This is a genomic window from Sphingomicrobium nitratireducens, assembly GCF_026157035.1.
Classification (GTDB): domain Bacteria; phylum Pseudomonadota; class Alphaproteobacteria; order Sphingomonadales; family Sphingomonadaceae; genus Sphingomicrobium; species Sphingomicrobium nitratireducens.
This window is the reverse complement of the sequence record NZ_JANJZA010000002.1, coordinates 55,919-77,937: the sequence shown is the minus strand read 5'-3', so window position 1 is coordinate 77,937 and position 22,019 is coordinate 55,919. Positions and strand designations below refer to the sequence as shown.

At 67.1% G+C, this 22,019-nt stretch carries 19 protein-coding genes; 11 read left to right on the top strand and 8 right to left on the bottom strand.

Going from position 1 to position 22,019, the window contains the following annotated elements; translation table 11 throughout:
- From NNY25_RS11035 to NNY25_RS11015, 5 genes are all read left to right on the top strand, one after another.
- Positions 1 to 3,738, top strand: a 3,738-nt coding sequence (locus NNY25_RS11035) for a DUF5801 repeats-in-toxin domain-containing protein (protein WP_265571638.1), incomplete at its 5' end; no start/stop codon positions are given.
- 86 nt (positions 3,739 to 3,824) lie between these two features.
- Positions 3,825 to 5,246, top strand: coding sequence for a TolC family protein (locus NNY25_RS11030; protein ID WP_265571637.1), 1,422 nt, complete (start codon positions 3,825 to 3,827; stop codon positions 5,244 to 5,246).
- Between the two features lie 25 nt (positions 5,247 to 5,271).
- Positions 5,272 to 7,419 (top strand): type I secretion system permease/ATPase, encoded by a 2,148-nt coding sequence (locus tag NNY25_RS11025; protein WP_265571658.1) that lies wholly within the window; start codon positions 5,272 to 5,274, stop codon positions 7,417 to 7,419.
- Entirely contained in the window at positions 7,416 to 8,420 is a 1,005-nt protein-coding gene (locus NNY25_RS11020; RefSeq protein ID WP_265571635.1) for a cell wall hydrolase, read from the top strand. The genes NNY25_RS11025 and NNY25_RS11020 overlap by 4 nt, the downstream gene beginning before the upstream one ends.
- Before the next feature lie 9 nt (positions 8,421 to 8,429).
- A complete protein-coding gene (locus tag NNY25_RS11015) occupies positions 8,430 to 9,713 on the top strand; it encodes an HlyD family type I secretion periplasmic adaptor subunit (RefSeq protein WP_265571632.1) in 1,284 nt (427 codons plus the stop codon).
- Here NNY25_RS11015 and NNY25_RS11010 read toward each other — a convergent pair whose 3' ends face one another.
- Both NNY25_RS11010 and NNY25_RS11005 read right to left on the bottom strand, forming a co-directional pair.
- Entirely contained in the window at positions 9,714 to 10,673 is a 960-nt protein-coding gene (locus NNY25_RS11010; RefSeq protein WP_265571631.1) for a transglutaminase-like cysteine peptidase, read from the bottom strand.
- Between the two features lie 74 nt (positions 10,674 to 10,747).
- Complete coding sequence (locus NNY25_RS11005) at positions 10,748 to 11,599, bottom strand: alpha/beta fold hydrolase (protein ID WP_265571630.1); 852 nt, start codon at positions 11,597 to 11,599, stop codon at positions 10,748 to 10,750.
- Between NNY25_RS11005 and NNY25_RS11000 the strand changes: the two genes are divergently transcribed.
- From NNY25_RS11000 to NNY25_RS10990, 3 genes are all read left to right on the top strand, one after another.
- Positions 11,598 to 12,116, top strand: a complete 519-nt coding sequence (locus NNY25_RS11000; protein WP_265571629.1) for a (2Fe-2S)-binding protein — start codon at positions 11,598 to 11,600, stop codon at positions 12,114 to 12,116. The two genes, NNY25_RS11005 and NNY25_RS11000, sit on opposite strands and share 2 nt — an antisense overlap.
- 84 nt (positions 12,117 to 12,200) lie before the next feature.
- Positions 12,201 to 13,022: an RcnB family protein gene (locus tag NNY25_RS10995; RefSeq protein WP_265571628.1), complete on the top strand. Its 822-nt coding sequence runs from the start codon at positions 12,201 to 12,203 to the stop codon at positions 13,020 to 13,022.
- Positions 13,023 to 13,132: 110 nt separating this feature from the next.
- Complete coding sequence (locus NNY25_RS10990; protein WP_265571626.1) at positions 13,133 to 13,342, top strand: hypothetical protein; 210 nt, start codon at positions 13,133 to 13,135, stop codon at positions 13,340 to 13,342.
- Between the two features lie 3 nt (positions 13,343 to 13,345).
- Here NNY25_RS10990 and NNY25_RS10985 read toward each other — a convergent pair whose 3' ends face one another.
- The gene (locus NNY25_RS10985) at positions 13,346 to 13,987 is read right to left on the bottom strand and encodes a dioxygenase family protein (RefSeq protein WP_265571625.1); all 642 of its coding nucleotides are present in this window, start codon (positions 13,985 to 13,987) and stop codon (positions 13,346 to 13,348) included.
- Positions 13,988 to 14,025: 38 nt separating this feature from the next.
- Entirely contained in the window at positions 14,026 to 15,615 is a 1,590-nt protein-coding gene (locus NNY25_RS10980) for a lysine--tRNA ligase (RefSeq protein ID WP_265571624.1), read from the bottom strand.
- Positions 15,616 to 15,714: 99 nt separating this feature from the next.
- Here NNY25_RS10980 and NNY25_RS10975 point away from each other — a divergent pair, with 99 nt between their 5' ends.
- The 3 genes from NNY25_RS10975 to NNY25_RS10965 are packed head-to-tail and all read left to right on the top strand — an operon-like array spanning position 15,715 to position 19,189.
- A complete protein-coding gene (locus tag NNY25_RS10975) occupies positions 15,715 to 15,930 on the top strand; it encodes a hypothetical protein (RefSeq protein ID WP_265571623.1) in 216 nt (71 codons plus the stop codon).
- 60 nt (positions 15,931 to 15,990) lie between these two features.
- Positions 15,991 to 18,693: an ATP-dependent DNA helicase gene (locus NNY25_RS10970; protein ID WP_265571622.1), complete on the top strand. Its 2,703-nt coding sequence runs from the start codon at positions 15,991 to 15,993 to the stop codon at positions 18,691 to 18,693.
- A complete protein-coding gene (locus NNY25_RS10965) occupies positions 18,686 to 19,189 on the top strand; it encodes a SixA phosphatase family protein (RefSeq protein ID WP_265571621.1) in 504 nt (167 codons plus the stop codon). The genes NNY25_RS10970 and NNY25_RS10965 overlap by 8 nt, the downstream gene beginning before the upstream one ends.
- On the opposite strand, the gene NNY25_RS10960 is transcribed toward NNY25_RS10965, so the two are convergent.
- The 4 genes from NNY25_RS10960 to plsX all read right to left on the bottom strand — a co-directional run bounded on the left by NNY25_RS10960 (position 19,186) and on the right by plsX (position 22,015).
- A complete protein-coding gene (locus NNY25_RS10960) occupies positions 19,186 to 19,566 on the bottom strand; it encodes a MerR family transcriptional regulator (protein WP_265571619.1) in 381 nt (126 codons plus the stop codon). The two genes, NNY25_RS10965 and NNY25_RS10960, sit on opposite strands and share 4 nt — an antisense overlap.
- Before the next feature lie 7 nt (positions 19,567 to 19,573).
- The gene (locus NNY25_RS10955) at positions 19,574 to 19,906 is read right to left on the bottom strand and encodes an integration host factor subunit alpha (RefSeq protein ID WP_265571618.1); all 333 of its coding nucleotides are present in this window, start codon (positions 19,904 to 19,906) and stop codon (positions 19,574 to 19,576) included.
- A gap of 100 nt (positions 19,907 to 20,006) precedes the next feature.
- Positions 20,007 to 20,969 (bottom strand): beta-ketoacyl-ACP synthase III, encoded by a 963-nt coding sequence (locus NNY25_RS10950; protein WP_265571617.1) that lies wholly within the window; start codon positions 20,967 to 20,969, stop codon positions 20,007 to 20,009.
- Entirely contained in the window at positions 20,966 to 22,015 is a 1,050-nt protein-coding gene (gene plsX, locus NNY25_RS10945; protein ID WP_265571616.1) for a phosphate acyltransferase PlsX, read from the bottom strand. Before plsX ends, NNY25_RS10950 begins: the two co-directional genes overlap by 4 nt.
- Between the last annotated feature and the right edge of the window lie 4 nt (positions 22,016 to 22,019).

Below are 22,019 nucleotides of genomic sequence, written 5' to 3'. Positions count from 1 at the left end.
GTCTACGACGCCGACGGCGACAGCGACAGCGCCGATCTCGACATCTCGAACGGCGTGTTCGGCATCGAGGACGATGGCCCCGATGCCGATCCGGACGACAATGGCGATCCCGATCCGCTCAACCCGGAAGCCCCGCTGCTGGTGCTCGACGAGACCGAGACGGACGGCGAGAGCGATGACGGCAACTCGGATCCGGCCGGTCGTTCGACCGTGTCGAGCACGGGCGGCCTGTTCGCGGGCTATTTCGACACGCCGGTGGACTATGGCACCGACGGCGAAGGCTATGTCGAGTACACGCTGGTTCTCGAGGACACCGGTGACGAAGGCGTCGGCTCGGGCCTCTATGCGCTCGACGATACCGACGTCCTGCCGGAAGGCGTGGGTCCGGACTTCGACGATGACGGCATCGGCCAGGGCGCCGAGATCATGCTCGTCTACAACGAGGTCGGTGGCTACGTCTCCGGCATGGTCGGCGCGACGGAGTATTTCCGCATCTCGGTCGACAGCGAGACGGGTGAGATCACCTTCACGCAGTACGAGAACATCTGGCACGGCGACACCGACGATCACGACGATCTCGAGACGCTGATCGCCGATGGCGGTGCGCTGCTCCTGCGCCAGACTGTCTACGACGCCGACGGCGACAGCGACAGCGCCGATCTCGACATCTCGAACGGCGTGTTCGGCATCGAGGACGATGGTCCGGATGCCGCGGCGGGGCCGGGGACGCTTGCTCCGATCGTGCTCGACGAGACGCTGCCGGAAGGCGAGGATCGTTCGGGGCCGAACGGCTCGGTGGGCGACGCCTCCAAGACGGTCAGCGTGGCCAACCTGTTTGCCACGCCGGTCGATTACGGCACCGACGGTACGGGTAGTGCGACGTTGGAGCTGGTGCTCAACACCGATGGTGTCGACTCGGGCCTGTTCGCGATCGATGGCGACGGCTTCGGTCAGGGCGACGAGATCTACCTCTACGAAATCGGCGGGGTGATCTACGGCTCGACCGCACTCGCTTCGGGTGGCGTCACGACGGGTGACCTTACCGAAACGGGCAACGTCTACTTCACCATCTCGCTGTCCGGGTCCAACCTGACGGTGACCCAGACGCAGAACCTGTGGCACGGCTCGACCGCGACCGACGACGATGCGGTGGGGATCATGCTGGCCGACGACACGTTGCAGCTCGTGCAGACCGTGACCGACGCCGACGGTGACACCGACGAATATATCGTCGACTTGTCGCACTTCGACAATGGCGAGGAACTGCCGGACAGCCCGGTGTTCGTGTTCGAGGATGACGGGCCGCTGCCCTTTACCCCGGACAAGGTCGGCGCGGCCAACGGCGACAGCCCGCCTGTGGTCGGCGACCTCAACCTCGACATGGGGACCGACGGCCTGGGCGATCTGTATTTCTCGATCATCGAGGGGCTGGCCAAGGATACGGCCGGCAACCAGCTGCAGATCAACGGGCAGAACATCTACCTGTCAATCAATGGTGACGGCACCGTCGTCACCGGCGCGACCGGTGCGGATGGGTCGGGCACCGTCGCGTTCACGATCACGCTGAATGGTGACGGCACCTACACCTGGGACGTCAACGGGACGATCACCAACGGCACCGAGCAGGGCATCGAGTCCTTTACGGGCATCAAGGCCGGCAACTCCGACTATTATTTCGTCGGTGCCAACAACAACACGACCCCGTTCGATATCCTGTTCTCCGCGGAGGACGGGGACGGCGATCCGATCTCGGTCAACAACAGTAGCGGCCGTATCGGGACGGGTAACCAGGGTGTCGATCAGGGCGAAGTCGTTCGTGTCGACCTGCTCAAGGATCTGGTCGTCGTCGACAACGGCAACAACGTGCCGCCGACGATCTCGAACGGCGGGGTCATCCAGACCACCCACTACGAGCAGACGATCCTGCAGGTGATCGGCGGCAGCGATCCGAAGGTCGACATCAACTTTTACGCGATCACCTCGGACAATGACGGAACGTATGGCATCCCAGCCGATGCGGGCGAGGTTTACGTCAACATCACCAAGGTGACGGTCGTCGATTATTCGACCGGCAACATCTGGGTGTTCACCGACCTCGGCGGCGGGCTGCAAAGCGTTACGCTGAACGGTGGCGCCCCTGGTGCCACGACCAATCCCTTCACCGTCTCGTTCACTGCCGCGGGTATCGACGGCGCGGGAACGGCCGAGGGCGTCAAGGTCACGGGTATCGAGAGCGGCGACCGCGTCGAGATCGACACCAACTCCAACTTCAACGCCGTGCTGATCGAATCGGATACGGGCAATGCCGGCAACGAGAAGTTCGACCTTGGCGGGATCTTCATCGGCCTGAGCAACCCGACCGTTCCGATCGACCAGAACTTCACGGTCGTCGCGAAGGACGGGGATGGCGACACCGAGGTCGGCCAGATCACGACCACCATCGTCCAGGACGCGCCGGGCAATTATGTCGGAACGTCGGGCAATGACGGCACGCTCGGCACGCCGATCGAAGGGACCGCGCAGGACAACGTCATGGTCGGCAATGCCGGGAACGATGTGCTGTTCGGTCTCGGCGGCAACGACTACCTCTACGGCGGTGCCGGCAACGATACCCTCAACGGGGGTGCCGGCAACGACATCATCCGTGGCGGAACCGGGGTCGATACGCTGATCGGCGATGCCGGTGCGGACCGGTTCGTCATCGACGGTTCGGCGATCACGGCCGGCGAGATCGATACGATCGAGGGCTATACCTACGCACAGAACGACGTCATCGACCTGAGCGCCGTGCTCAACGTCGCGAACGGTACCAACCTGACGGCCGGCGGCTACGTCCGCTTCCTCGACGACGGCACGCTGCAGGTCGACCAGACCGGTAGCGGCGACGGCGAGCAGTGGGTGGATGTCGCCAACGTCCTGCCGCTCGGCGTGACGCAGGTCTACGTCGTCGTGGCGAGCCAGGGCGGAAGCCCGGTGACCGTCAACGAACAGCCCGCGCCGATGCCGTTGGCACCGCTGGTGTTCGCCAAGGAATCGCTCGTGGCGGCCAATGACGACCAGATGGCGAAGCAGTCGGGTCAGCAGTCGCTGATGATGGGCTCCGCGCTCGCCATCGGGCTGGCGGTCCAAGGCCAGCAGCACGGGCCGTCGTTCGACTACTCGTTCGACAGCCTGCGCGGCGATGCCTCGCTCGGCCTCGACCACGGCTCGTTCAAGGGCTTTGCGGCCTACGACTTCTCGCCGCGCGGCGGCGGGGTCGACCATGGCACGACCGGTTTCAAAGTCGGGCCCGTCGATAACGTCCAGTCGAGCCACCTTGTCGCCAAGGAAGCGATCGGTCCTTCGATGATCGAACAGGTCAACGATGCGCCGGTCGACCACGGTTCGGCGGCCAAGGCCGACACCATGCAGAGCCACGTAGTGGCGCAGGTGCCGGTGGATGGCGACCTTCCCATGGCCAATATCGACGCGCTCGCGGCGATGGCGGTGGCGAAGGGCGCGGATGTCGGTGCGGTGATCGAAGCCGCGCTGGACGGTGGCGAGAACGGGCAGGTGGACGCCCTGATCGCCGCGCTGACCGGTGGCGAGGGCCAGGCACCGATGGTGCACAATCTCGCCGATCCTGGCAGCGTGCCGACTTGGGACATCGCCGTTCTGCATGGCTTTACGCCGGCGAATAGCGACGCGATGTTGACGGATGGCATGATGCTCCATCAGGATGCAGCACCGGTCGCCTAAGTGATCGTATAGGCGGTAGGGACGGAAATCCGGGGTTCCGGAGGCCCGTCCCGCCCGCCAACAGGGACCAGAAGAAGGGGCAAATCATGAAGAAGCACTGGACGACTATCGTTCCCGGAGCGGTGCTGATGGCATGTTTGGGTGCAAGCCCGGCCAGTGCCGTCGATTTCAGGACTGCGGTGCAGCAGGCGCTGCAGACCAATCCCGAAATCCACCAGGCCATCTATAACAAGGACGCGACTCGCCATGAGCGGCAGCAGGCCGAAGGCCTCTATTATCCGCGCATCTCGGTCGAGACGTCGGCGGGTGTGCGCGAACTGCGCAATCCCACGCGTCGTTCGATCGGTATCGCGGAGGATACGCTCTACCCGCTCGAAGCGATGGTCATGGTCGACCAGCTGCTGTTCGATTCGGGTGCTCGCGAAGCGGAGATCCGCTACCAGGCGGCGCGCACCGATGCGGCTGCCGCGCGCGTCGAGGAACGCAGCGAGTTCATCGCGCTGAACACCGCGCGCGCCTACATCGACTACATCCTGCAGCAGCGCATCGTTGCCATCTCGATGGACAACTCGGCCTTCCACCAGCGCCTTGTCGGCGATCTGCGTGAAGGCGTGCAGCAGGGTTCGATCTCGATCGCGGACCAGCAGCAGGCCGAAGAACGCCTGCAGTCGGCCCAGGCCCGCGTTGTCGAGGCCCAGGAAGACATGGATGCGGCCGCGATCACCTTCCAGAAGCTGACCGGCATGCCGATCGGCGACGTGTCGATGCCGCCCGATCTGTCGGGCGCGTTGCCCGAATCGCTCGCCGCGGCGGAATTGCTGGCTCGCCAGAACAATCCGCTGGTCGACGAAGCGGTGGCCGATCTCGAGGCCGCTCGCCAGCTGGTCAAGAAGGCCAAGGGCGAGATGGGTCCGCGCTTCAACCTCGAAGGCAAAGCGCGTTACGGCCGCGACATCGACGGTTTCGAGGGCAAGACGACCGACTATCTCGGCCGGTTCGTCATGCGCTGGACGTTGTTCGACGGCTTCGCCAACTCGCACAATGTCGAGGAGCAGAAGGCCCGTGCCTCGGAAGTCCAGGCGCGTCTCTTCTCGCTGACCCGCGACGCCGAGGAAACGGTTCGCTCGTCGTGGAGCCGCCTTTCGAACCAGCGCCGCCTGGTCGACGAACTGGCGACCCAGAGCCGCGTGACCGACGACCTGCTGCTCTCCTATCGCGAGCAGTTCAATGTCGGCCGCCGTTCGCTGCTTGACGTGCTCGATGCGCAGAACACGCGCTACAACGTGCAGGCGCAGCTCGAGACCGCCCGTCTCGCGCAGCTCTATGCGCAGTATCGCGTGCTCGCCTCGATCAACCAGTTGATCGAAGCCCTCGACCTCGAGATGGCAACTGAGGCATGGAGCAACGATCGCGACGAGTTCTCGGTCGACCGGATCGACGAAAACGATCGTTATGAAACCGCGCTCGAAGCGCCGCTGATGGGCCCGCCGGCTCCGGATGCGGACTGAGCCATGATGGGGACGGGCATTGAGCGTGCATTGGCTGGATAACGAGGCCTCTGGCGAGGTCGATCCCGTCCTCGATTGTTTAGCGTATCTGGCAAGGAAGGAGGATCGGCCCTCGTCGCCGGTCCTTCTTCGCGCCGGGCTGGCACTCGACGCGAACGGGCTGCTTCCCTTCCACCAGGTCGAGCCTGCGCTGGACCAGGTCGGAATGCGTGGCGAGCCGCGCAGCCGTCGCATCTCGCGCTGGAAATCGCGCGATCTGCCGGCGATCCTCGACCTCGAGGGCGGCCGGGCTGCGGTGCTGCTCGACCTCAATGAAGGTCAGGCACTGGTGCATGCGCCGGGGCTGGCCGAACCGGTCTGGGTCGACCGGGCAGAGCTCGAGGCGGTTCACACCGGCCATGCCGTGGTGGTCGAACCCGATCCGACCAAGGAACGGCTCGGCGAGCGTCCGTGGGACGAGGCCAAGCGCCGTCACTGGTTCTGGTCGGAAGCCTGGAAGGCGCGCCGCGAATTCTGGCCGGTCGTGCTGGCGGCCCTCGTCATCAACCTGCTCGCCCTGGCGCTGCCGCTGTTCACGATGAACGTTTACGACCGCGTCATTCCCAACGAAGCGGTCTCGACCCTGTGGGTGCTGGCGATCGGCGTCGTGCTGGCGATGGGCTTCGACTATTCGCTCCGGCTCGCCCGTGCCGCGCTGGTCGACGAGATCGGGCGCAAGCTCGATGCGCGCTACTCGCAAAAGCTGTTCGAGAAGGTGATGAACCTGCCGATGGCCGCGCGCCAGGGCTCGACGGGTGCGTTCGCGCGGCGCGTGTCCGAATATGAATCGGTGCGCGACTTCTTCGCTTCCACCAGCGTCGTCCTGATGGTCGACATCGCGTTCATGGGCATCTTCCTCGCCTTCATCGCGCTGCTCGCCGGTCCGCTCGTGTTCGTGCCGATCGTCGGCATCTCGCTGATGCTGATCGTCGGTTTCTCGCTTCAAAAGGCGATGGGGCGCACCGCGCTCGACGCGCAGGCCGATGCCAGCCTCCAGCACTCGGTGCTCGTCGAATCGATCTCGGGCGCCGAAACGCTCAAGGCGGCGCGCGCCGAAGGGCAGATGCTGGGTCGCTGGCGCCGTTTCGCCGCCATGTCGGCAACGACGAGCGAGCGCCAGCGTCGCCTCACCGCGATCGCGGTCAACCTCGCCTCGATCGCGCAGCAGGCGATGAGCGTCGGGCTGGTCGTCGGCGGCTTCTACCTGTTCAACGCGGGCGAGATCACGATGGGCGCGATCATCGCGATCGTCATGATCGCGGGCCGTGCGATGGCGCCGATGGGCCAGTTCGCCTTCCTCATGACGCGCGCCAAGACCGCCACGGCAACGCTCGAATCGCTCCAGAAGATGATGGAAGCGCCCGACGAGCGCACGCAGGCCGCGCGCTCGGTCGTGCCCGAGATCCGCGAGGGGCGGATCGGCTTCGTCGAAACTTCTTTCCGCTATCCGGGCGCGGCGATCGACAGCCTGTCTTCGCTCGATCTCGAAATCGCGCCGGGCGAACGCATCGGCGTGATCGGCCGGGTCGCTTCGGGCAAGTCGACCTTCGGTCGCCTGCTCTGCGGCCTCTACGCGCCGACCGACGGCTCGATGACGATCGACGGCCTCGACAGCCGTCAATACCACCCGCACCAGTTGCGCGAGGCCTTCCGCTTCGTGGGACAGGATGCCGACCTTTTCTCGGGAACGGTGCGTGACAACCTGATGCTCGGCGCGGCGCGTGCGACCGACGAGCAGCTGATCGACGCGGTCAGGCGTTCGGGCGCGGACATCTTCCTCGCCGAGGGCGCGGCCGGCTTCGATCTCGACGTGGGCGAACGCGGTTCGCGCCTGTCGGGCGGACAACGCTCGCTGCTCGTGCTGGCCCGCGCGCTGGTCAGCGACTGCAAGTTGCTGTTCCTCGACGAGCCGACCGGTTCGATGGACACGCAGACCGAGAAATATTTCATCGACCATCTCAAGACGGCGCTGCGGCCCGAACAGACGCTGGTCGTCTCGACCCACCGTCACGGTATGCTTTCGCTGGTCGACCGGCTGATCGTGATCGACCGTGGCAAGATCATCGCCGACGGCCCGCGCGACGAGATCCTGGGCAAGCTGTCCACGGGCGCCAGGAAGATCGACGACCAATGACGCGCCTGGCCAACTTCCTGCGTTCGATGACGCTCGAACTGGGGGTGATCGTCGCGGTCGTGGTACTTGCGCTTGCCGTTTCGTTCTACGGTGCCAAGGCGCCGGCTGCGACGCCTCAGGCGGAAGCGATGCTGACGCCGGTCGACGCCGAGCGCCTGATCGAGGCGACCGAAGCCAGCCTGCCGATGGCCGAGGCCGGGATCGACGCGCTCAAGATCAACGCCTCGATCCCCTACGACAGCGCGCCGATCCGCGCCGCGCGCCCGTTCGCGCTTGCCGGCGGCCGCGACCGGGCGCTCGATTGCCTCGCCGAAGCGATCTACTACGAAGCCGGGTTCGAGCCCGAGGCTGGCCGACGCGCGGTCGCGCAGGTGATCCTCAACCGCGTCGCGCACCCAGCCTTCCCGTCGAGCGTGTGCGGCGTCGTCTACGAAGGCGCGCGCCAGCCGGTCTGCCAGTTCAGCTATACTTGCGACGGTTCGCTTGCGCGCCGGCCTGCCGCCGGCGCGATGGCGGCTGCGCGCCGCATCGCTGGCGAGGCGTTGGCCGGCCATGTGGAGAAGGCCGTCGGGACTGCGACCCACTATCACGCCGATTATGTCGCGCCGCGCTGGGCGCCGCTCCTGTCGAAGGTCGCCAAGGTCGGCACGCACATCTTCTATCGCTGGCCGGGCACGTGGGGCCTGCCTGGTGCCTTCGTGCAACGCCATCGCGGCGAGCCGCTTCCGCTCTCGGCGTTGCGCCGGATCGGCACGCTCGAGGGGGACGAGGAACTTGCCGTCGTCGTGCGCGAAGGTCCCGCGACGTTCGAAGACGACCCCACCATCCGCCGCGCCGACAACGACGTCGGCGGTCTGCTCGATACGTCGACCGGCTGGCGGCTCCAGATCGCGCTGCCTCAGGACAAGCCGGGTCACGCCGACGCCGTTGCCCGCGCGCAGTCCGTCCCGGTCGAGGACGGCCAGAAGCTCGCCGTCGCGTCCGCGCCCGGCGCCCGCTAGGATACACAAATGAACGCCTTTTCCTTCATCACTGACCGCCCCAAGTCGGCAAGGCCGATGAGCGCTGCGCGCCGCACGATCATGATCGCCGCGCTCGGTTTCATCGTCTTCATCCTGTGGGCCTCGATCGCGCAGGTCGACGAGGTCACGCGCGGAAACGGACAGGTCATCCCGTCGAGCAAGGTGCAGCTGATCCAGGCGTCCGAACCCGCGGTGGTCGACGAACTGCTCGTGCGCTCTGGCCAGCGGGTCGAGAAGGGCCAGCTGCTTGCGCGTCTCGACGACACGCAGTCCGCGTCCGAACTCGGCCAGATCGAAGCCGAGACCCGCTCGCTCCAGGCACGCGAGGCGCGTCTGCGTGCGGAAGGTGTCGGCGGGAGCATCCAGTGCGAGGGCGCCAGCTGCTCGGACGAGAGCGCGCTTTCGGCGGCACGGCGGTCGGCGCTGGGAAGCCGGGTGGCCGCGCTCAATGCGCAGGCCAACCAGTCGCGGCGCGACATGGCCGAAGCGGATGCCACCATCAACAGCCTGACGCGCTCGCTCTCGCTGGCGCGCGACAATGTCCGCCGTCTCGAACCGCTGGCGGCCAAGAACATCGTGCCCGTCACCGAACTCGCCGATGCGCAGCGCGAGGTCGTCGATCTCGAAGGCCGCATCGCCGCGGCGCGCGAGCAGCGCGGACGTGCGGCGGCGGCGGTGAACGAGGCGCTGGCACAGGCGTCGGAAGCGCGCGCGACCTTCCAGCAGGAAGCGCTCGACGAGCGTAGCCGCGTGGCCGAACGCATCGCGGTCAACGAACAGTCGTTGCGCGGCGCGCAGGGACGCGTGAGCCGCACCGAACTACGCTCGCCGGTCGACGGCGTGGTCAACAATCTCGCGGTCACCACCATCGGCGGCTTCGTCCAGGCGGGCGAAAGCGTGATGGAAGTGGTGCCAGTCGGCGACAAGCTGCTTGTCGAAACGCGCGTAAGCCCGAAGGACATCGCCTTCGTGAAGGTCGGCGACAAGGCGCTGGTGACGGTCACCGCCTACGATTTCTCGACCTATGGCGGGCTCGACGGGCAGGTGGTCGAGGTGTCGGCCGACAGCATCTACGACGAAGTCGAGCGCGAAGCCTATTTCAACGTCATCGTGGAGACCGACAAGGCCTATCTGATGGCAGCCGGCAAACAGCTTCCGATCACGCCGGGCATGATGACCTCGACGCAGATCATCACCGGCAAGAAAAGCGTGCTGGTCTACTTGCTCAAGCCGCTCAACAAGGCCCGCAGCGAGGCGCTTCGCGAACGCTGATCAGCGATTGGCGGCGGGGCGCACCGGCATGATGTCGGCCAGCGCGATCCGCTGACCGTCCTTCAAGGCAGGCATGGCGCTGGCGAGGGTCAGCGGGGGCACGGCGTCGTCGTAACGCTGGTAGCCGTGGGTCCAGCTGCGGCCGGCCGAATAGGTGAGGATGGGGCGATAATCCTGGACGTCGGCGGCGTCCATCACGCGGTCCGTACCGTTGTCGAGCACCCAGAATTTTCCGCCGGCACGCACGACGAGCACGGCATGGTCCTGGCGGCGCACGAGGTCCTTGAGGACGACGAGATAGAGGTCCTTCGAGGCGAACCCCGCCGAACGCAGCATCTGCATCTTGGCGATCGCATAGTCCTCGCAGTCGCCGCGACCGCGCGCGAGCGTCTGGCTGGCCGCGGCCCAGCGGTCGGCGGTGCGATACTGGTCGCGATCTTCGACGAAGGTGACGCGGGCGTTGACATAGCGGTTGATGCGATCGATCGCCTCGGCGTCCGACACGTTGCGCATCGTGCGGGCGTATTGCGCCGCGCGGCCCGACACGGGGCTGTGCGCGACAGAACGCCAGCGCGCGTCGAACGGCGTGCGCTCGACCTCGATCGCGACGCTGCCGAACACGTCGGGACGGCCCGGGTGCGCGGCGCGCGACGCGGGCGCGGGCTGGAAGTACCTTGAAGTCGGCGCCTTGGTGCCGAAGGTCGGGCTGGCCGCCGGACGCGGCAGCGCGCCCGACGCATCGGTCACCTTGACGCCCTGCTGCTGGAGCAGCGCCGCCAGCGCGGACCCGCCGCCAAGAATGGCCTGGGTCTTCGCGCTGTTCTGGGTGCGGGCCGCCAGCGCAAGGCTGGTGCCGCCCATATCCGCACTCGTCTCGGCCAACGCCGAGCCCGGCATTGCTGCGAGCGTCGACGCGACAAGGGCGCCAAGGGCGAAGCGGGTATGGGCGGACTTCTTCATGGGTCCGCTTGTCGCAGGACAAGGCGAACACCCGCCTAAAGGACAGGGTTAAAGCACCGGTAACCTTGGGCTTTTCAGTTCAGATCGGAGAGAAAATCCTCCACGACAAGGTTAAAGGCCTCCGCCTCCTCGGCGTTGGAAAGGTGCCCCGCACCCTCGATCAGGCCGAGCGTGGCGCCGCCGATCGACCGGGCCAACTCGACCGACAGGTCGGGCGGGGTGATCCGATCCTCCTCGCCGCACAGGACGAGCGTCGGGCAAGCGATCGCCGCGGCGCGCTCGCGCTGGTCGGCGAGCCAGACAGCCTTGGCGCCGAGCGCGTAGGAGGCCGGGTCGATCCTCGCCATCGTCTCGATCACCTCCTCGCGAAGGCCCGGAGGCGGGTCGGGCGCGACCAGCATGTCGACGCGGGCTTGCGCCAGCCCGCGCATGCCGAGCTCGGCGGCCGCGGCGAGCGAGCGGTCGTGGATCCCTTGGCCGTCGGGGTGGACCGCGAAACTGTCGGCGAGGACGAGGCTGGCGACCCGCCCGGGTTCTAGCGCGGCCATCGCGATGGCCACCACGCCGCCGAGCGATAGGCCGCAGACATGGGCACGCCCGATCTCCAGCGCATCGAGCAACGCGACCATCGCCCGCGCGAAATCGTCATGCCCCGCACCATCGACGAACGCGCTCTCGCCATAACCGGGATAATCGGCGGCGACGGCGCGGCGAGCGGCGCCGAAATGGTCGAGTTGCGGCTGCCAGACGCTCTTGTCCGAACCGACACCGTGGAGGAACAGGACGGGCAAGCCCTGCGGCTCGCGCGGCGCGGTTTCGAGATAGCCGATACGGCCCAGGTCGGTGTCGATGCTCGCCATGGCGGCGATGATGGCAGGAGCGAGGCGCTTTGCAAGCCGCCAGCGCTCGCCTAGCGTCCGATCCATGACGCGCATGCTCCTCAATGGCGATCCCGTGGGTTTCGACCTCGACCCCGAAACGCCGCTCCTGTTCGCGCTGCGCGAGGCGGCCAATCTCACCGGCGCCAAGCATGGGTGCAGCGACGGCTCGTGCCACGCCTGCACGGTTCTGGTCGACGGGAGGCCAGTGCGCTCCTGCCGTCAGTCGATCGCGAGCATGGAAGGCGCGGTGGTCACGACCATCGAAGGGTTGAGCGAGGGCGCGGGCCATGCGGTCCAGCGCGCGTGGATCGAGGAAGGGGTCAGCCAGTGCGGTACTTGCGACCCGGCCTTCATCCTGTCGGCCGTCGCCCTGCTCGAAACCGATGCCGCGCCGGACGAGGCCACGCTTGCGGCGATTCCCGTTCGCTGTCCGTGCGGGTCGGGCGCACGGGCGAGGAAGGCGATCGCACGCGCGGCAAGGTCGATGGCCGCAGCGGCCCCGCCTACGGGCGAGGGCACCGCGCGTGACATGGAATCCACACCGGAAAAGCCTTCGGATTAATTCAGCGCAGGGTCAGGTTGCAGATTCCACCTTGTAAACAACAGAGGGTCGACAGTTTGCGTAAGTAGAAAGGAGTCGAGCCGCATGAAGAAAACTCTGCTGCTCTCCACCCTGGCGCTGGCGATGGTCGTTCCGACCGCCGCCAATGCCGACACCGACCGGGACAGGCGCACCGAGCGCTCCGATCGGATCAAGAAATCATCGGACCGCAAGGAAAGCGCGGCAAAGTCGCGCAGCGAGCGACGGGTCGATCGCGCCGAGCGCCGCGAAAGTGCCGGTGACCGGACACTCCAGCGCGCCCAGCGTATCGAGCGTCGCAGCGACCGTGCCGGCGAGGGCAGTCGCATCGAACAGCGCGGCGACCGCACGCTCGAACGCGCCCAGCGGGCCGAGCGCCGTACCGACAATCGCCTCGAGCGCGCCGAGCGCCGCGAGGACCGGCTGAGCCGCATCTCGCGCGTCGCGCGCAACGAGCCGGCGCCCACGAAGAACGACACGATCAGTCGCACCTCGTCGACCGAAACCGCGCATCGCGACGGGTATCGGGACGGTCATCGCGACGGATATCGCGATGGCGACCGCCGCTATCATGACGGTCATCGCTGGTCGAACCACTGGCGCAACGACAGCCGTTACGACTGGCGCCATTATCGCGACCGCCACCGGTCAATCTTCCGGCTTTCCTTCTACGTCGATCCGTTCGGCTGGAACTATCGCCGTTTCGACCGCGGCTTCCGCCTGTGGCCAGCCTTTTACGGCCGCACCTACTGGATCGACGATCCCTGGATGTACCGGCTTCCGCCGGCCTGGGGTCCGTATCGCTGGGTGCGTTATTATGACGATGCGCTGCTCGTCGACACCTACTCCGGTGAAGTGGTGGACGTGATCTACGATTTCTTCTGGTAGGCTCCACGAGCTGCTTGAAATGAGGGCGTCCGGCCGTTTGGTCGGGCGCCCTTTCTCTTGGGAACCGCGCGCCGGACCCGCCCATTGGTAGGGCGAAAAGGAGGTTCCCCATGGCCAACGTCAATTCCAACCCCGCTCAAGCGCGCACCGGCGGTCCTTCGATCGCGTCGACCGGACCTCAGGACCAGACCAACCAGCCCGATAGCCAGAAAGGCAACGAGGCCAACGCCATCGGCCAGAAGGAAAAGGGTCCGCAGCCGCCTAATGCCGGGCCGACCGACGGCGGCAAGCAGCCCACCGATCCGGTCCAGAACGACTAGGCGTCAGCCTGCCGGATGGGGTTCGAGAACGATGTCGCGCTCGGCGAGGAGTCGTCCGTCCTCGGTGCGTGACAAGGAGACGATCCCGTCTCCGCCACGATTCTCGCGCGCGGCACTATAGGCCTGGTCGACGAATGCCTCGCCTGCAAACACGATGTCGTCGATCCAGTAGGGCGGCTTGCCTGGCTCGAGCACGGTGAGGTGGACATGGGCCGGGAAAGACTGGTCCGGGTAGGGAGCGGGCTTGATCGTCTCGAAACGGTAGCGCCCCTGCTCGTCGGTGCGCACCCAGCCGCGCAGCAGGCCATGACGGCGGCTCCATTCGTTTTCATCGGTGCCGCGCGAATAGAGGCCCTCGGCATCGGTCTGGTAGGCGTATATCACGACGCCCGGGACCGGACGCGTGCCGCTCGGGTCGAACACCGTTCCCTCGATGACCAGCGTCTCGCCGGGCTCGCCGGCCGGTGCCATCGACGCGCTCGAACCGGTCGGCTCGCGATCGTAGGCTGCCTCGCAGCCCTCGCAGGCATAAAGATCGGGACGGACCGAGCGCTCGGAAGACTTGGGCGGTGCGGTCGTGGCGCTGGTGCCGCATCCTACGAGGAGCGCGACCAAAACTGCGATCGGGACGAAAGCTCGTGTCACGGCAGGCTCCTTCCGGTGCCCCGCGACCCTAGTGCGGTTCAGCCCGCCATGTCGAGCGCGTCGGCGATCAGCTTGCGGCTGTTCTCGACGCCATAGAGCGCGATGAAGCTGCCCATGCGCGGGCCCTGCTCGGAGCCCAGCAGCGTCTCGTAGAGCGCCTTGAACCAGTCGCGCAGGCTCTCGAACGGGTGGCGCTTGCCGACCTCGAACACGATCGTCTGGATATCCTCGGCGGCCATGTCCTCGTCGACCTTGGCGAGCTCCGCATCGAGATCCTTGAGCGCATCGACCTCGTGAGCGACCGGCGCGCGGCGCTTCAGCCCCGGCACCACGAAATCGCGCGCATAGTTGACCGCAAGGCCGATCAGCTCGTCGAGTTCGGGATCGGTCTCGGGCGCGCTGTCGGGGGCGTAGCGCTGGACGAATTTCCACGCGATCTCCTTGTCCTGCACGCCCGGGAGCGAGACGAGGTTGAGGAGCAGCCCGAAGGTAAGCGGGAGCGCCTTGTCCGGCACTTTGCCGGCATGGATGTGGTGGACCGGGTTGCCGAGCTTCTTGTCGGCTTCCTGGTCCGAATAATTCCCGCGAAACTGCCAATATTCGTCGACCGCACGAGGGACCAGACCAAGGTGAAGGTTCTTCGCCTTCTTGGGTTCGCGGTAGATGTAGAAGGCGAGGCTTTCCTGGCTGCCATAGGTCAGCCACTCCTCGATCGAGAGGCCGTTGCCCTTCGACTTGGAGATCTTCTCGCCCTTCTCGTCGAGGAACATCTCGTAGATGAGTCCCTCGGGCTTGCGGCCGCCGAGAACCTTGGCGATGCGGCCCGACTGGACGCCTGAATCGGTCAGGTCCTTGCCGTACATCTCGTAGTCGACGCCGAGCGCGACCCAGCGCATCGCCCAGTCGACCTTCCACTGGCACTTGGCCTGCCCGCCGAGCGCGGACTGCTCGACGCGGGTGCCGTCCTCGTCGGCGAAGGCAATCATGCCGGTGTCGGCATCGAGCACCTCGACCGGCACCTGCAGCACGCGGCCGGTAGTGGGCGAGACGGGCAGGATCGGCGAATAGGTGGCGCGGCGCTCCTCGCGCAGCGTCGGGAGCATGATGTCGAGAATGTCCTGGTTGTGTTTGAGGACGTTCTTCAGCGCCTCGTCGAAGCGGCCCGAATTGTAGCAATCGGAGGCGGCGACGAAGTCGTAATCGAACCCGTAATCGTCGAGGAAGCGGCGCAGCATCGCATTGTTGTGATGCGCGAAGCTCTCGTCGTTCGTGTCGAAGGGATTGGGGATGCGCGACAGGGGCTTGCCGAGATGCTCGGCGAGCATGTCCTGCTGGGGCACGTTGTCGGGCACCTTGCGCAGCCCGTCCATGTCGTCACTGAACGCGATCAGCCGGGTCGGCGCGCCGCCGGTCAGTTCCTCGTAGGCGCGGCGAACCATCGTGGTGCGCAGCACCTCGTTGAAGGTCCCGATATGCGGCAGGCCCGAGGGGCCGTAACCGGTCTCGAACACCATCGGCGCCCCGTCGGGCTTTCCGTCGGGCCAGCGTTTGAGGAGCTTGCGGGCTTCCTCGTAGGGCCAGGCCTTGGAGACGCGCGCGGCGTCGCGGATCGCGGGGTCGATGGTCATGCTGCGTCTGCTAGGGCGCTCGCTGTTGCAGTGCAAGGGCGGGACAATCGGGAACCCGATCGTTCCGCAGGCGTAAATTCTCCCAAAAGGAGAAGAACCATGTCTTCATCGGGTGTCTATTTCATCGGTTTCCTCGTCCTGCTCGGCGGGCTGGCCTACGGCGCGATTTCGCTCGGCGTGCCGCCCATGTGGGTCGGGATCGGCGCGATCGTGCTGCTCGGCATCGGGATCATGTCGACCGTCACCAACACCAAGCTCAAGGAGCCTGCCGAGGGCGAGGTGACGCGCACGACCACGACGGTTCACGAGGAATAGGTCGCGCGGGGGCGCGAAGCCCTCGTTGCCCTTTCGTTCCCAGCGTTGCAGAGAGGGGAAGTGGCCGAACCGCTTCCCCTTCCCGCGCTCCATGCGACCCATGCCGGCATCTGGCGGGTCGATGCGCGCGGCGACGTCTCGCGCCTGACGCGCGGCGAGGCGGTCGCGCGGGCGGCCGAGACGCCGCATATCCTCTTGAACGCACCGCTGGTGGGCCAGCGCCTCGGCTACCCCGATCTCTCCGGCCTCGACCTCCTCGAACTGTTCGCCTTCATCCATCCAACGCGCTTCGCCGTGCCTACGGTGGCGGGGATGGCGCGTGCTTCGGGGCTGGCCGCGCCGCGCGACGAGCGCGAGGAAGCGCTCAGCCTGGCGGCCATCGCAGGCGCATTGCTCGAACGGTTGGGGGAGGCCGAATGGGCCGAGCGCGAGGGCGCCTGGACGGTCGCGCGCACGCTCCAGCGGCACGGCTGGGGCTGGGCCAATTTCATCGCGCAGCGGCTGGAAGTGCCGGGGCAGGCGGAACGCTCGCTCTTCTCGCGCCTGCCCGAATGGGAAGAGGCGCCCGAGCCGATGCCGCCGCGCACCATCTCGATTGACGGCGAGGCGGCCAAGCGGCGACTGGCGCGGTTGGCAGGCGAGGGGGCCGAGCCGCGCGAGGGCCAGCAGGCGATGGCGGCGGAGGCGGCGCGCGCCTTCGATCCGCGCAAGGAGCCGGGGCGGCCCAACCTGTTGCTCGCCGACGCGGGCACCGGGATCGGCAAGACGCTCGCCTATCTCGCGCCCGCTTCGCTGTGGGCCGAGGAAGCGGGCGGGACGGTGTGGGTGTCGACCTACACCAAGGCGCTGCAGCGCCAGCTCGATGCCGAGGGGCACCGCCTGTTTCCCGACGAGGAGGAGCGCAAGCGGCGCATCGTCGTGCGCAAGGGGCGCGAGAATTACCTGTGCCTGCTCAACCTCGAGGATGCGATGCAGGGCGGCTTTTCGGGCCGCGCGGCGATCCTCGCGCAGCTGGTCGCGCGCTGGGCGGCCTATACCAAGGACGGCGACATGGTCGGCGGCGACCTGCCGGGCTGGCTGCCGAGCCTGTTTCGCCGCGCGGGGGCGACCGCACTCACCGACCGGCGTGGCGAATGCGTCTATGCCGGCTGCGCGCATTATCGCCGCTGCTTCATCGAGCGCGCCGAGCGGGCCGGGCGCGAAGCCGACCTCGTCATCGCCAACCACGCGCTGGTGATGGTCAACGCCGCGCGCGCCAAGCCCGGCGCGCCGACGCGAATCGTGTTCGACGAGGGGCATCATTTGTTCGACGCCGCCGATTCGACCTTCGCCGCCGCCTTGACCGGGCGTGAGGCGATCGAACTGAGGCGCTGGATCATCGGCCCCGAGGGCAAGGCGCGCGGGCGCAGGCGCGGACTGGCGGCGCGGCTGATGGACGTCGCTAGCTACGACGAGGAAGGCGGGCGCGCGCTCGAGGACGCGATCGAGGCGGCGCGCGCGCTCAATAGCGACGGCTGGCTCGGCCGGATCGGCGAGGGTGATCCGTGGGGGCCGATCGAGACGTTGTTCGCCGAGGTGCGCTCGATGACCTATGCGCGCGCCAAGGCCGAGGATGCGGGCTACGGGATCGAGACCGAGCTGGCCGAGGTGGACGGAAAATTGGTCGCGGCGGCGGGCGCGGCGCTCGAAGCGCTCGAAGCGATCGCCAAGCCGCTCGCGACCCTGTCGCGCAGGCTCGAAGCGGTGCTCGAGGAAACGCCCGACTGGCTCGACAGCCAGGCGCGCGCGCGGGTCGAAGGGTCGATCCTCTCGCTCGGCTGGCGACGCGAGACGCTGACCGCGTGGATGGCGATGCTGGGGCGGATCGGCGGGCCGAGCGATCCGGATTTCGTCGACTGGCTCGCGATCGACCGGGTCGAGGCGCGCGAATACGACATCGGCATCCGCCGCCACTGGCTCGATCCGACGCGGCCGTTGGCGCGCGCGGTGCTCGAACCCGCGCATGGCGTGGTCGTCACTTCGGCGACGCTCAAGGGGGCGGAGGGCTGGGAGCGCGCGCGGGCGCGCACCGGGGCGGCGCATCTCGACCAGCGCCCGAACGAATTCGAGGCCGAAAGTCCGTTCGATTATCCGCGTGCGACCGAAGTGCTGGTCGCGACCGATATTCGCCAGGGCGACCTGCCCACGCTCGCCGGCGCCTATGCCAGACTGATCGAGGCGGCGGGCGGAGGCACGCTCGGACTGTTCACCGCGATCAAGCGGCTGCGCGCCGTCCATGCGCGGATCGCCGACCGCTTGGCCCGCGCGGGGCTGCCGCTCTACGCGCAGCATGTCGACCCGATCGACACCGGCACGCTGGTCGACATGTTCCGCGACGATCCTCGTTCCAGCCTTCTCGGCACCGACGCGCTGCGCGACGGGGTCGACGTGCCCGGACGCTCGCTGCGGCTGGTGGTGATGGAGCGCGTGCCGTGGCCGCGCCCGACCGTGCTCCACGCGGCGCGGAGGCTGGCACATGGCGGGCGTGATTACGACGACGAAGTGGTGCGCGCGAAACTGCGGCAGGCCTACGGGCGTTTGGTGCGACGGGCCGGCGACAGCGGCCAGTTCGTGATCCTGTCGGCGGCAATGCCGTCGCGCCTGCTTACCGCCTTCCCCGAAGGTGTTGCGGTGCACCGGCTCCCGCTGGACGAGGTGGTCGCGCGTGTCGCCGCCGGAATGGCCGCGACCGTCGCGGCGCCGACGGAGACGAACGATGCCTGAATTGCTCCTGTTGCGTCACGCCAAGTCCGACTGGAGCCACGCCGGGCTGCCCGACTTCGACCGTCCCCTCAACGAACGCGGGCGCGAGGCCGCGCCTCGGGTTGGGACCTTGCTTGCCACCCTCGATCCCGTGGAAAGGGTGGTCGCCAGCCCCGCGCGCCGCGTCGTCGAGACGCTCAGGGGCGTGCGAGAGACATGCCCGCGACTGCCCGAACCGCACTTCGACCAGCAGCTCTACGGTGCCTCGATCGCGCGCCTGATGGGGATCGTGAGGGGCATGGACGCGGACGTGTCGCGCCTCCTGATCGCCGGTCACAACCCCGGGATGCATTGGCTCGCAACCGACCTCGTGGGAGATGGTGACGGCAAGGAATGGGCGCATTTGCGGGAAAAATACCCGACAGCTGCCCTGTGCGAAATTGCGCTCCCGCGCTGGAGCGACGTGGGGGCCGGGTCGGGACGCCTGGTCCGCTTCGTGCGGCCGAGAGACCTCTAGGAACGCAGCGCGTCGGCCAGCCGGTCGCGAATGTCGCGAAGTCGGTGCAGGTCGACGGAAGGCGATGCGGGCGCAGCGACCGGTGCGGGCGAGGGCGTCGGCGCAGGTGCCAGCGTCGGCTGCTCATCGTCCTTCGACCGTAGCGCCTTCTGTGCGCCCTTGACCGTATAGCCCTCCGCATTGAGGAGCCGATGGATCCGCCGCGCCAAGTCGACATCGGCCGGGCGATAATAGCGGCGGTTGCCCGCGCGCTTGAGCGGTTTCAATTGGGCGAACTTGGTTTCCCAGTAGCGCAGGATGTGCTGGGCGACGCCCAGTTCCTCGCTCAATTCCCCGATCGTGAGGAAGGCGCCCGCATCCTTGCCCTCGGGAGCCATCCGGCGATCAGCCCGAGATCTTGTCGCGCATGATCTGGCTGGCGCGGAAGGTCATCACGCGGCGCGGCGCGATCGGCACTTCGACGCCGGTCTTGGGATTGCGACCGATCCGCTCGCCCTTGTCTCGCAGGATGAAGCTGCCGAAGCCCGAAAGCTTCACGTTGTCGCCGTCGGACAGCGAATGGCACATGTGGAACAGAACGCGTTCGACGAGGCTTGCCGACTCGGCGCGGCTCAGGCCCAGCTTGCGGTGAACGACGTCCGCGAGATCGGCACGCGTCATCGTACCCGCATCGTCGCCCTCGCTCTGCGTCATCCGCGCCACTCCTGCATCGGCCATGTAATCTCTCCCACCCCCGTTTCCCGGACCGGCAGCCCGGGTGAATCAACTCGTACCGCGTTGCACGGTACAAGGACTGTTGGACATTTTTCGAGGGATTTCAATAGCGCAGGACAGCCGCGCCCCAAGTCAGCCCGCCGCCCATCGCTTCCATCACGACCATGTCGCCGGGCTTGATGCGCCCGTCGCGAACGGCTTCGTCGAAGGCGAGCGGAACCGAAGCGGCCGACGTGTTCGCGTGCTTGTCGACAGTGACCACGACCTTGGACGGGTCGAGACCCAGTTTCTTGGCGGTAGCGTCGAGGATGCGGGCATTGGCCTGATGCGGGACGACCCAGTCGATGTCGGCGGCGGTGAGTCCTGCGCCTTCGAGGGTTTCGGTGAGGACCTCGGCGAGGTTGACCACCGCGTGGCGGAACACCTCGCGTCCGCGCATGCGCAGATGGCCGACCGTCTTCGTCGTCGACGGGCCGCCATCGACATAGAGAAGCTCGTTGTGCTGACCCGCGGCATGGAGGCGGGTATCGAGGATGCCCTTGCCGTCCTCGTCGGCCGCCTCGAGCACGATCGCGCCCGCCCCGTCGCCGAACAGAACGCAGGTGCCGCGGTCCTCCCAGTCGAGGATGCGGCTGAAGGTTTCCGCGCCGATCACGAGCGCGCGCTTGGCATTGCCCCCGCGCAGCATCGAATCGGCGACAGTCAGCGCGTAGAGGAAACCGGTGCACACCGCCGCGACGTCGAACGCGATGCAGTCGGCGATACCCAGATTGGCCTGCACCTTGGTCGCCGTCGCCGGGAACGTCTGGTCCGGGGTCGCGGTGGCTAGGACGATGAGATCGATGCTCGACGCGTCGAAACCGGCCGCTTCGAGTGCCCTGCGGGCCGCGTCGGTCGCCAGGCTCGACGTGGTCTCGCTATCGTCGGCGATGTAGCGCTGGCGGATGCCGGTGCGCTCGACGATCCACTCGTCGGACGTGTCGACCTGCTCGGCCAGTTCGGCATTGCTGACGACCCGCTTGGGCAGGGCGGATCCGCTGCCCCTGACGACCGAACGAAGCGTCACTTGCCTTCCCCGCCGTTGAAGGCGTGGGCACGGAAATTGTCGAGATCCTCGGCGATCTTGTCGGTGATGTCGTTGCGTACCATCGAGGCGGCGACCCGAATCGCGTTGGCCACGCCCTTGGGGTTGGCGCTACCGTGGCTCTTCACCACGAGGCCGTTCAGCCCGAGGAAGACCGCGCCATTGTGATTGTTGGGGTCGAGATGGACCTTGAGAAGCCGGAACGCGGGACGCGAGAGCGCGAACCCGGCCTTGGACCGTAGCGAGCTTTCGAAGGCGCGGCGCAGGAGGTCGGTGACGAAGCGCGCGGTGCCTTCGGCGGTCTTCAATGCGATATTGCCCGAGAAGCCGTCGGTGACGACCACGTCGACATCGCCGCGCGACAATTTGTCGCCCTCGGTGAAGCCGTCGAATCGCAACGGGAGATAGTCGGCCTCGCGAAGCATCGCGGCGGCGTCCTTGAGCTCGTCGGTACCCTTCAGTTCCTCGGTGCCGATGTTGAGCAATTTCACGCGCGGGCGGTCGATTTCGAGCACCGTGCGGGCATAGGCCGAGCCCATCACCGCGAACTGGACGAGGTTCTGGGCGTCGCACTCGGTATTCGCGCCGAGGTCGAGCATCACGCAGTCGGTGTCGCCCAGGGTCGGGAGGAGCGCGGACAGGGCCGGGCGATCGATTCCGGCCATCGTGCGCAGCGCGAGCTTGGCGATAGCCATCAGCGCGCCGGTATTGCCGCCCGACAGTGCGGCGTGCGCCTTGCCATCCTTCACCGCGTTGATCGCCATGCCCATCGAGGTGGTCTTGGCGCGGCGGATGGCGCGCGAGGGCTTCTCGCTGGCCTCGATCGCGTCGGCGGTATGATGGAGCGTGCACGCGCTGGCCAGCCCGGGGTGGGCGGCCAGTTCGGGGCCGATCAGGCTCTCGTCGCCATAAAGGTCGAAGACGAGCGACGAATCGCGACGACGCGCGATCGCGGCCCCGGCGACCATGGTCGCCGGGCCGACGTCGCCACCCATGGCGTCGATGGCAATGCGTGGGCTGGCGACCACTCTC

Bases quoted from the DNA above. Each gene is read 5' to 3' on its own strand.
- NNY25_RS11030 (WP_265571637.1), top strand. From the start codon at position 3,825: ATGAAGAAGCACTGGACGACTATCGTTCCCGGAGCGGTGCTGATGGCA.
- NNY25_RS11020 (WP_265571635.1), top strand. From the start codon at position 7,416: ATGACGCGCCTGGCCAACTTCCTGCGTTCGATGACGCTCGAACTGGGG.
- NNY25_RS11015 (WP_265571632.1), top strand. From the start codon at position 8,430: ATGAACGCCTTTTCCTTCATCACTGACCGCCCCAAGTCGGCAAGGCCG.
- NNY25_RS11010 (WP_265571631.1), bottom strand. From the start codon at position 10,673: ATGAAGAAGTCCGCCCATACCCGCTTCGCCCTTGGCGCCCTTGTCGCG.
- NNY25_RS11000 (WP_265571629.1), top strand. From the start codon at position 11,598: ATGACGCGCATGCTCCTCAATGGCGATCCCGTGGGTTTCGACCTCGAC.
- NNY25_RS11005 (WP_265571630.1), bottom strand. From the start codon at position 11,599: ATGGATCGGACGCTAGGCGAGCGCTGGCGGCTTGCAAAGCGCCTCGCT.
- NNY25_RS10995 (WP_265571628.1), top strand. From the start codon at position 12,201: ATGAAGAAAACTCTGCTGCTCTCCACCCTGGCGCTGGCGATGGTCGTT.
- NNY25_RS10990 (WP_265571626.1), top strand. From the start codon at position 13,133: ATGGCCAACGTCAATTCCAACCCCGCTCAAGCGCGCACCGGCGGTCCT.
- NNY25_RS10980 (WP_265571624.1), bottom strand. From the start codon at position 15,615: ATGACCATCGACCCCGCGATCCGCGACGCCGCGCGCGTCTCCAAGGCC.
- NNY25_RS10975 (WP_265571623.1), top strand. From the start codon at position 15,715: ATGTCTTCATCGGGTGTCTATTTCATCGGTTTCCTCGTCCTGCTCGGC.
- NNY25_RS10965 (WP_265571621.1), top strand. From the start codon at position 18,686: ATGCCTGAATTGCTCCTGTTGCGTCACGCCAAGTCCGACTGGAGCCAC.
- NNY25_RS10960 (WP_265571619.1), bottom strand. From the start codon at position 19,566: ATGGCTCCCGAGGGCAAGGATGCGGGCGCCTTCCTCACGATCGGGGAA.
- NNY25_RS10955 (WP_265571618.1), bottom strand. From the start codon at position 19,906: ATGGCCGATGCAGGAGTGGCGCGGATGACGCAGAGCGAGGGCGACGAT.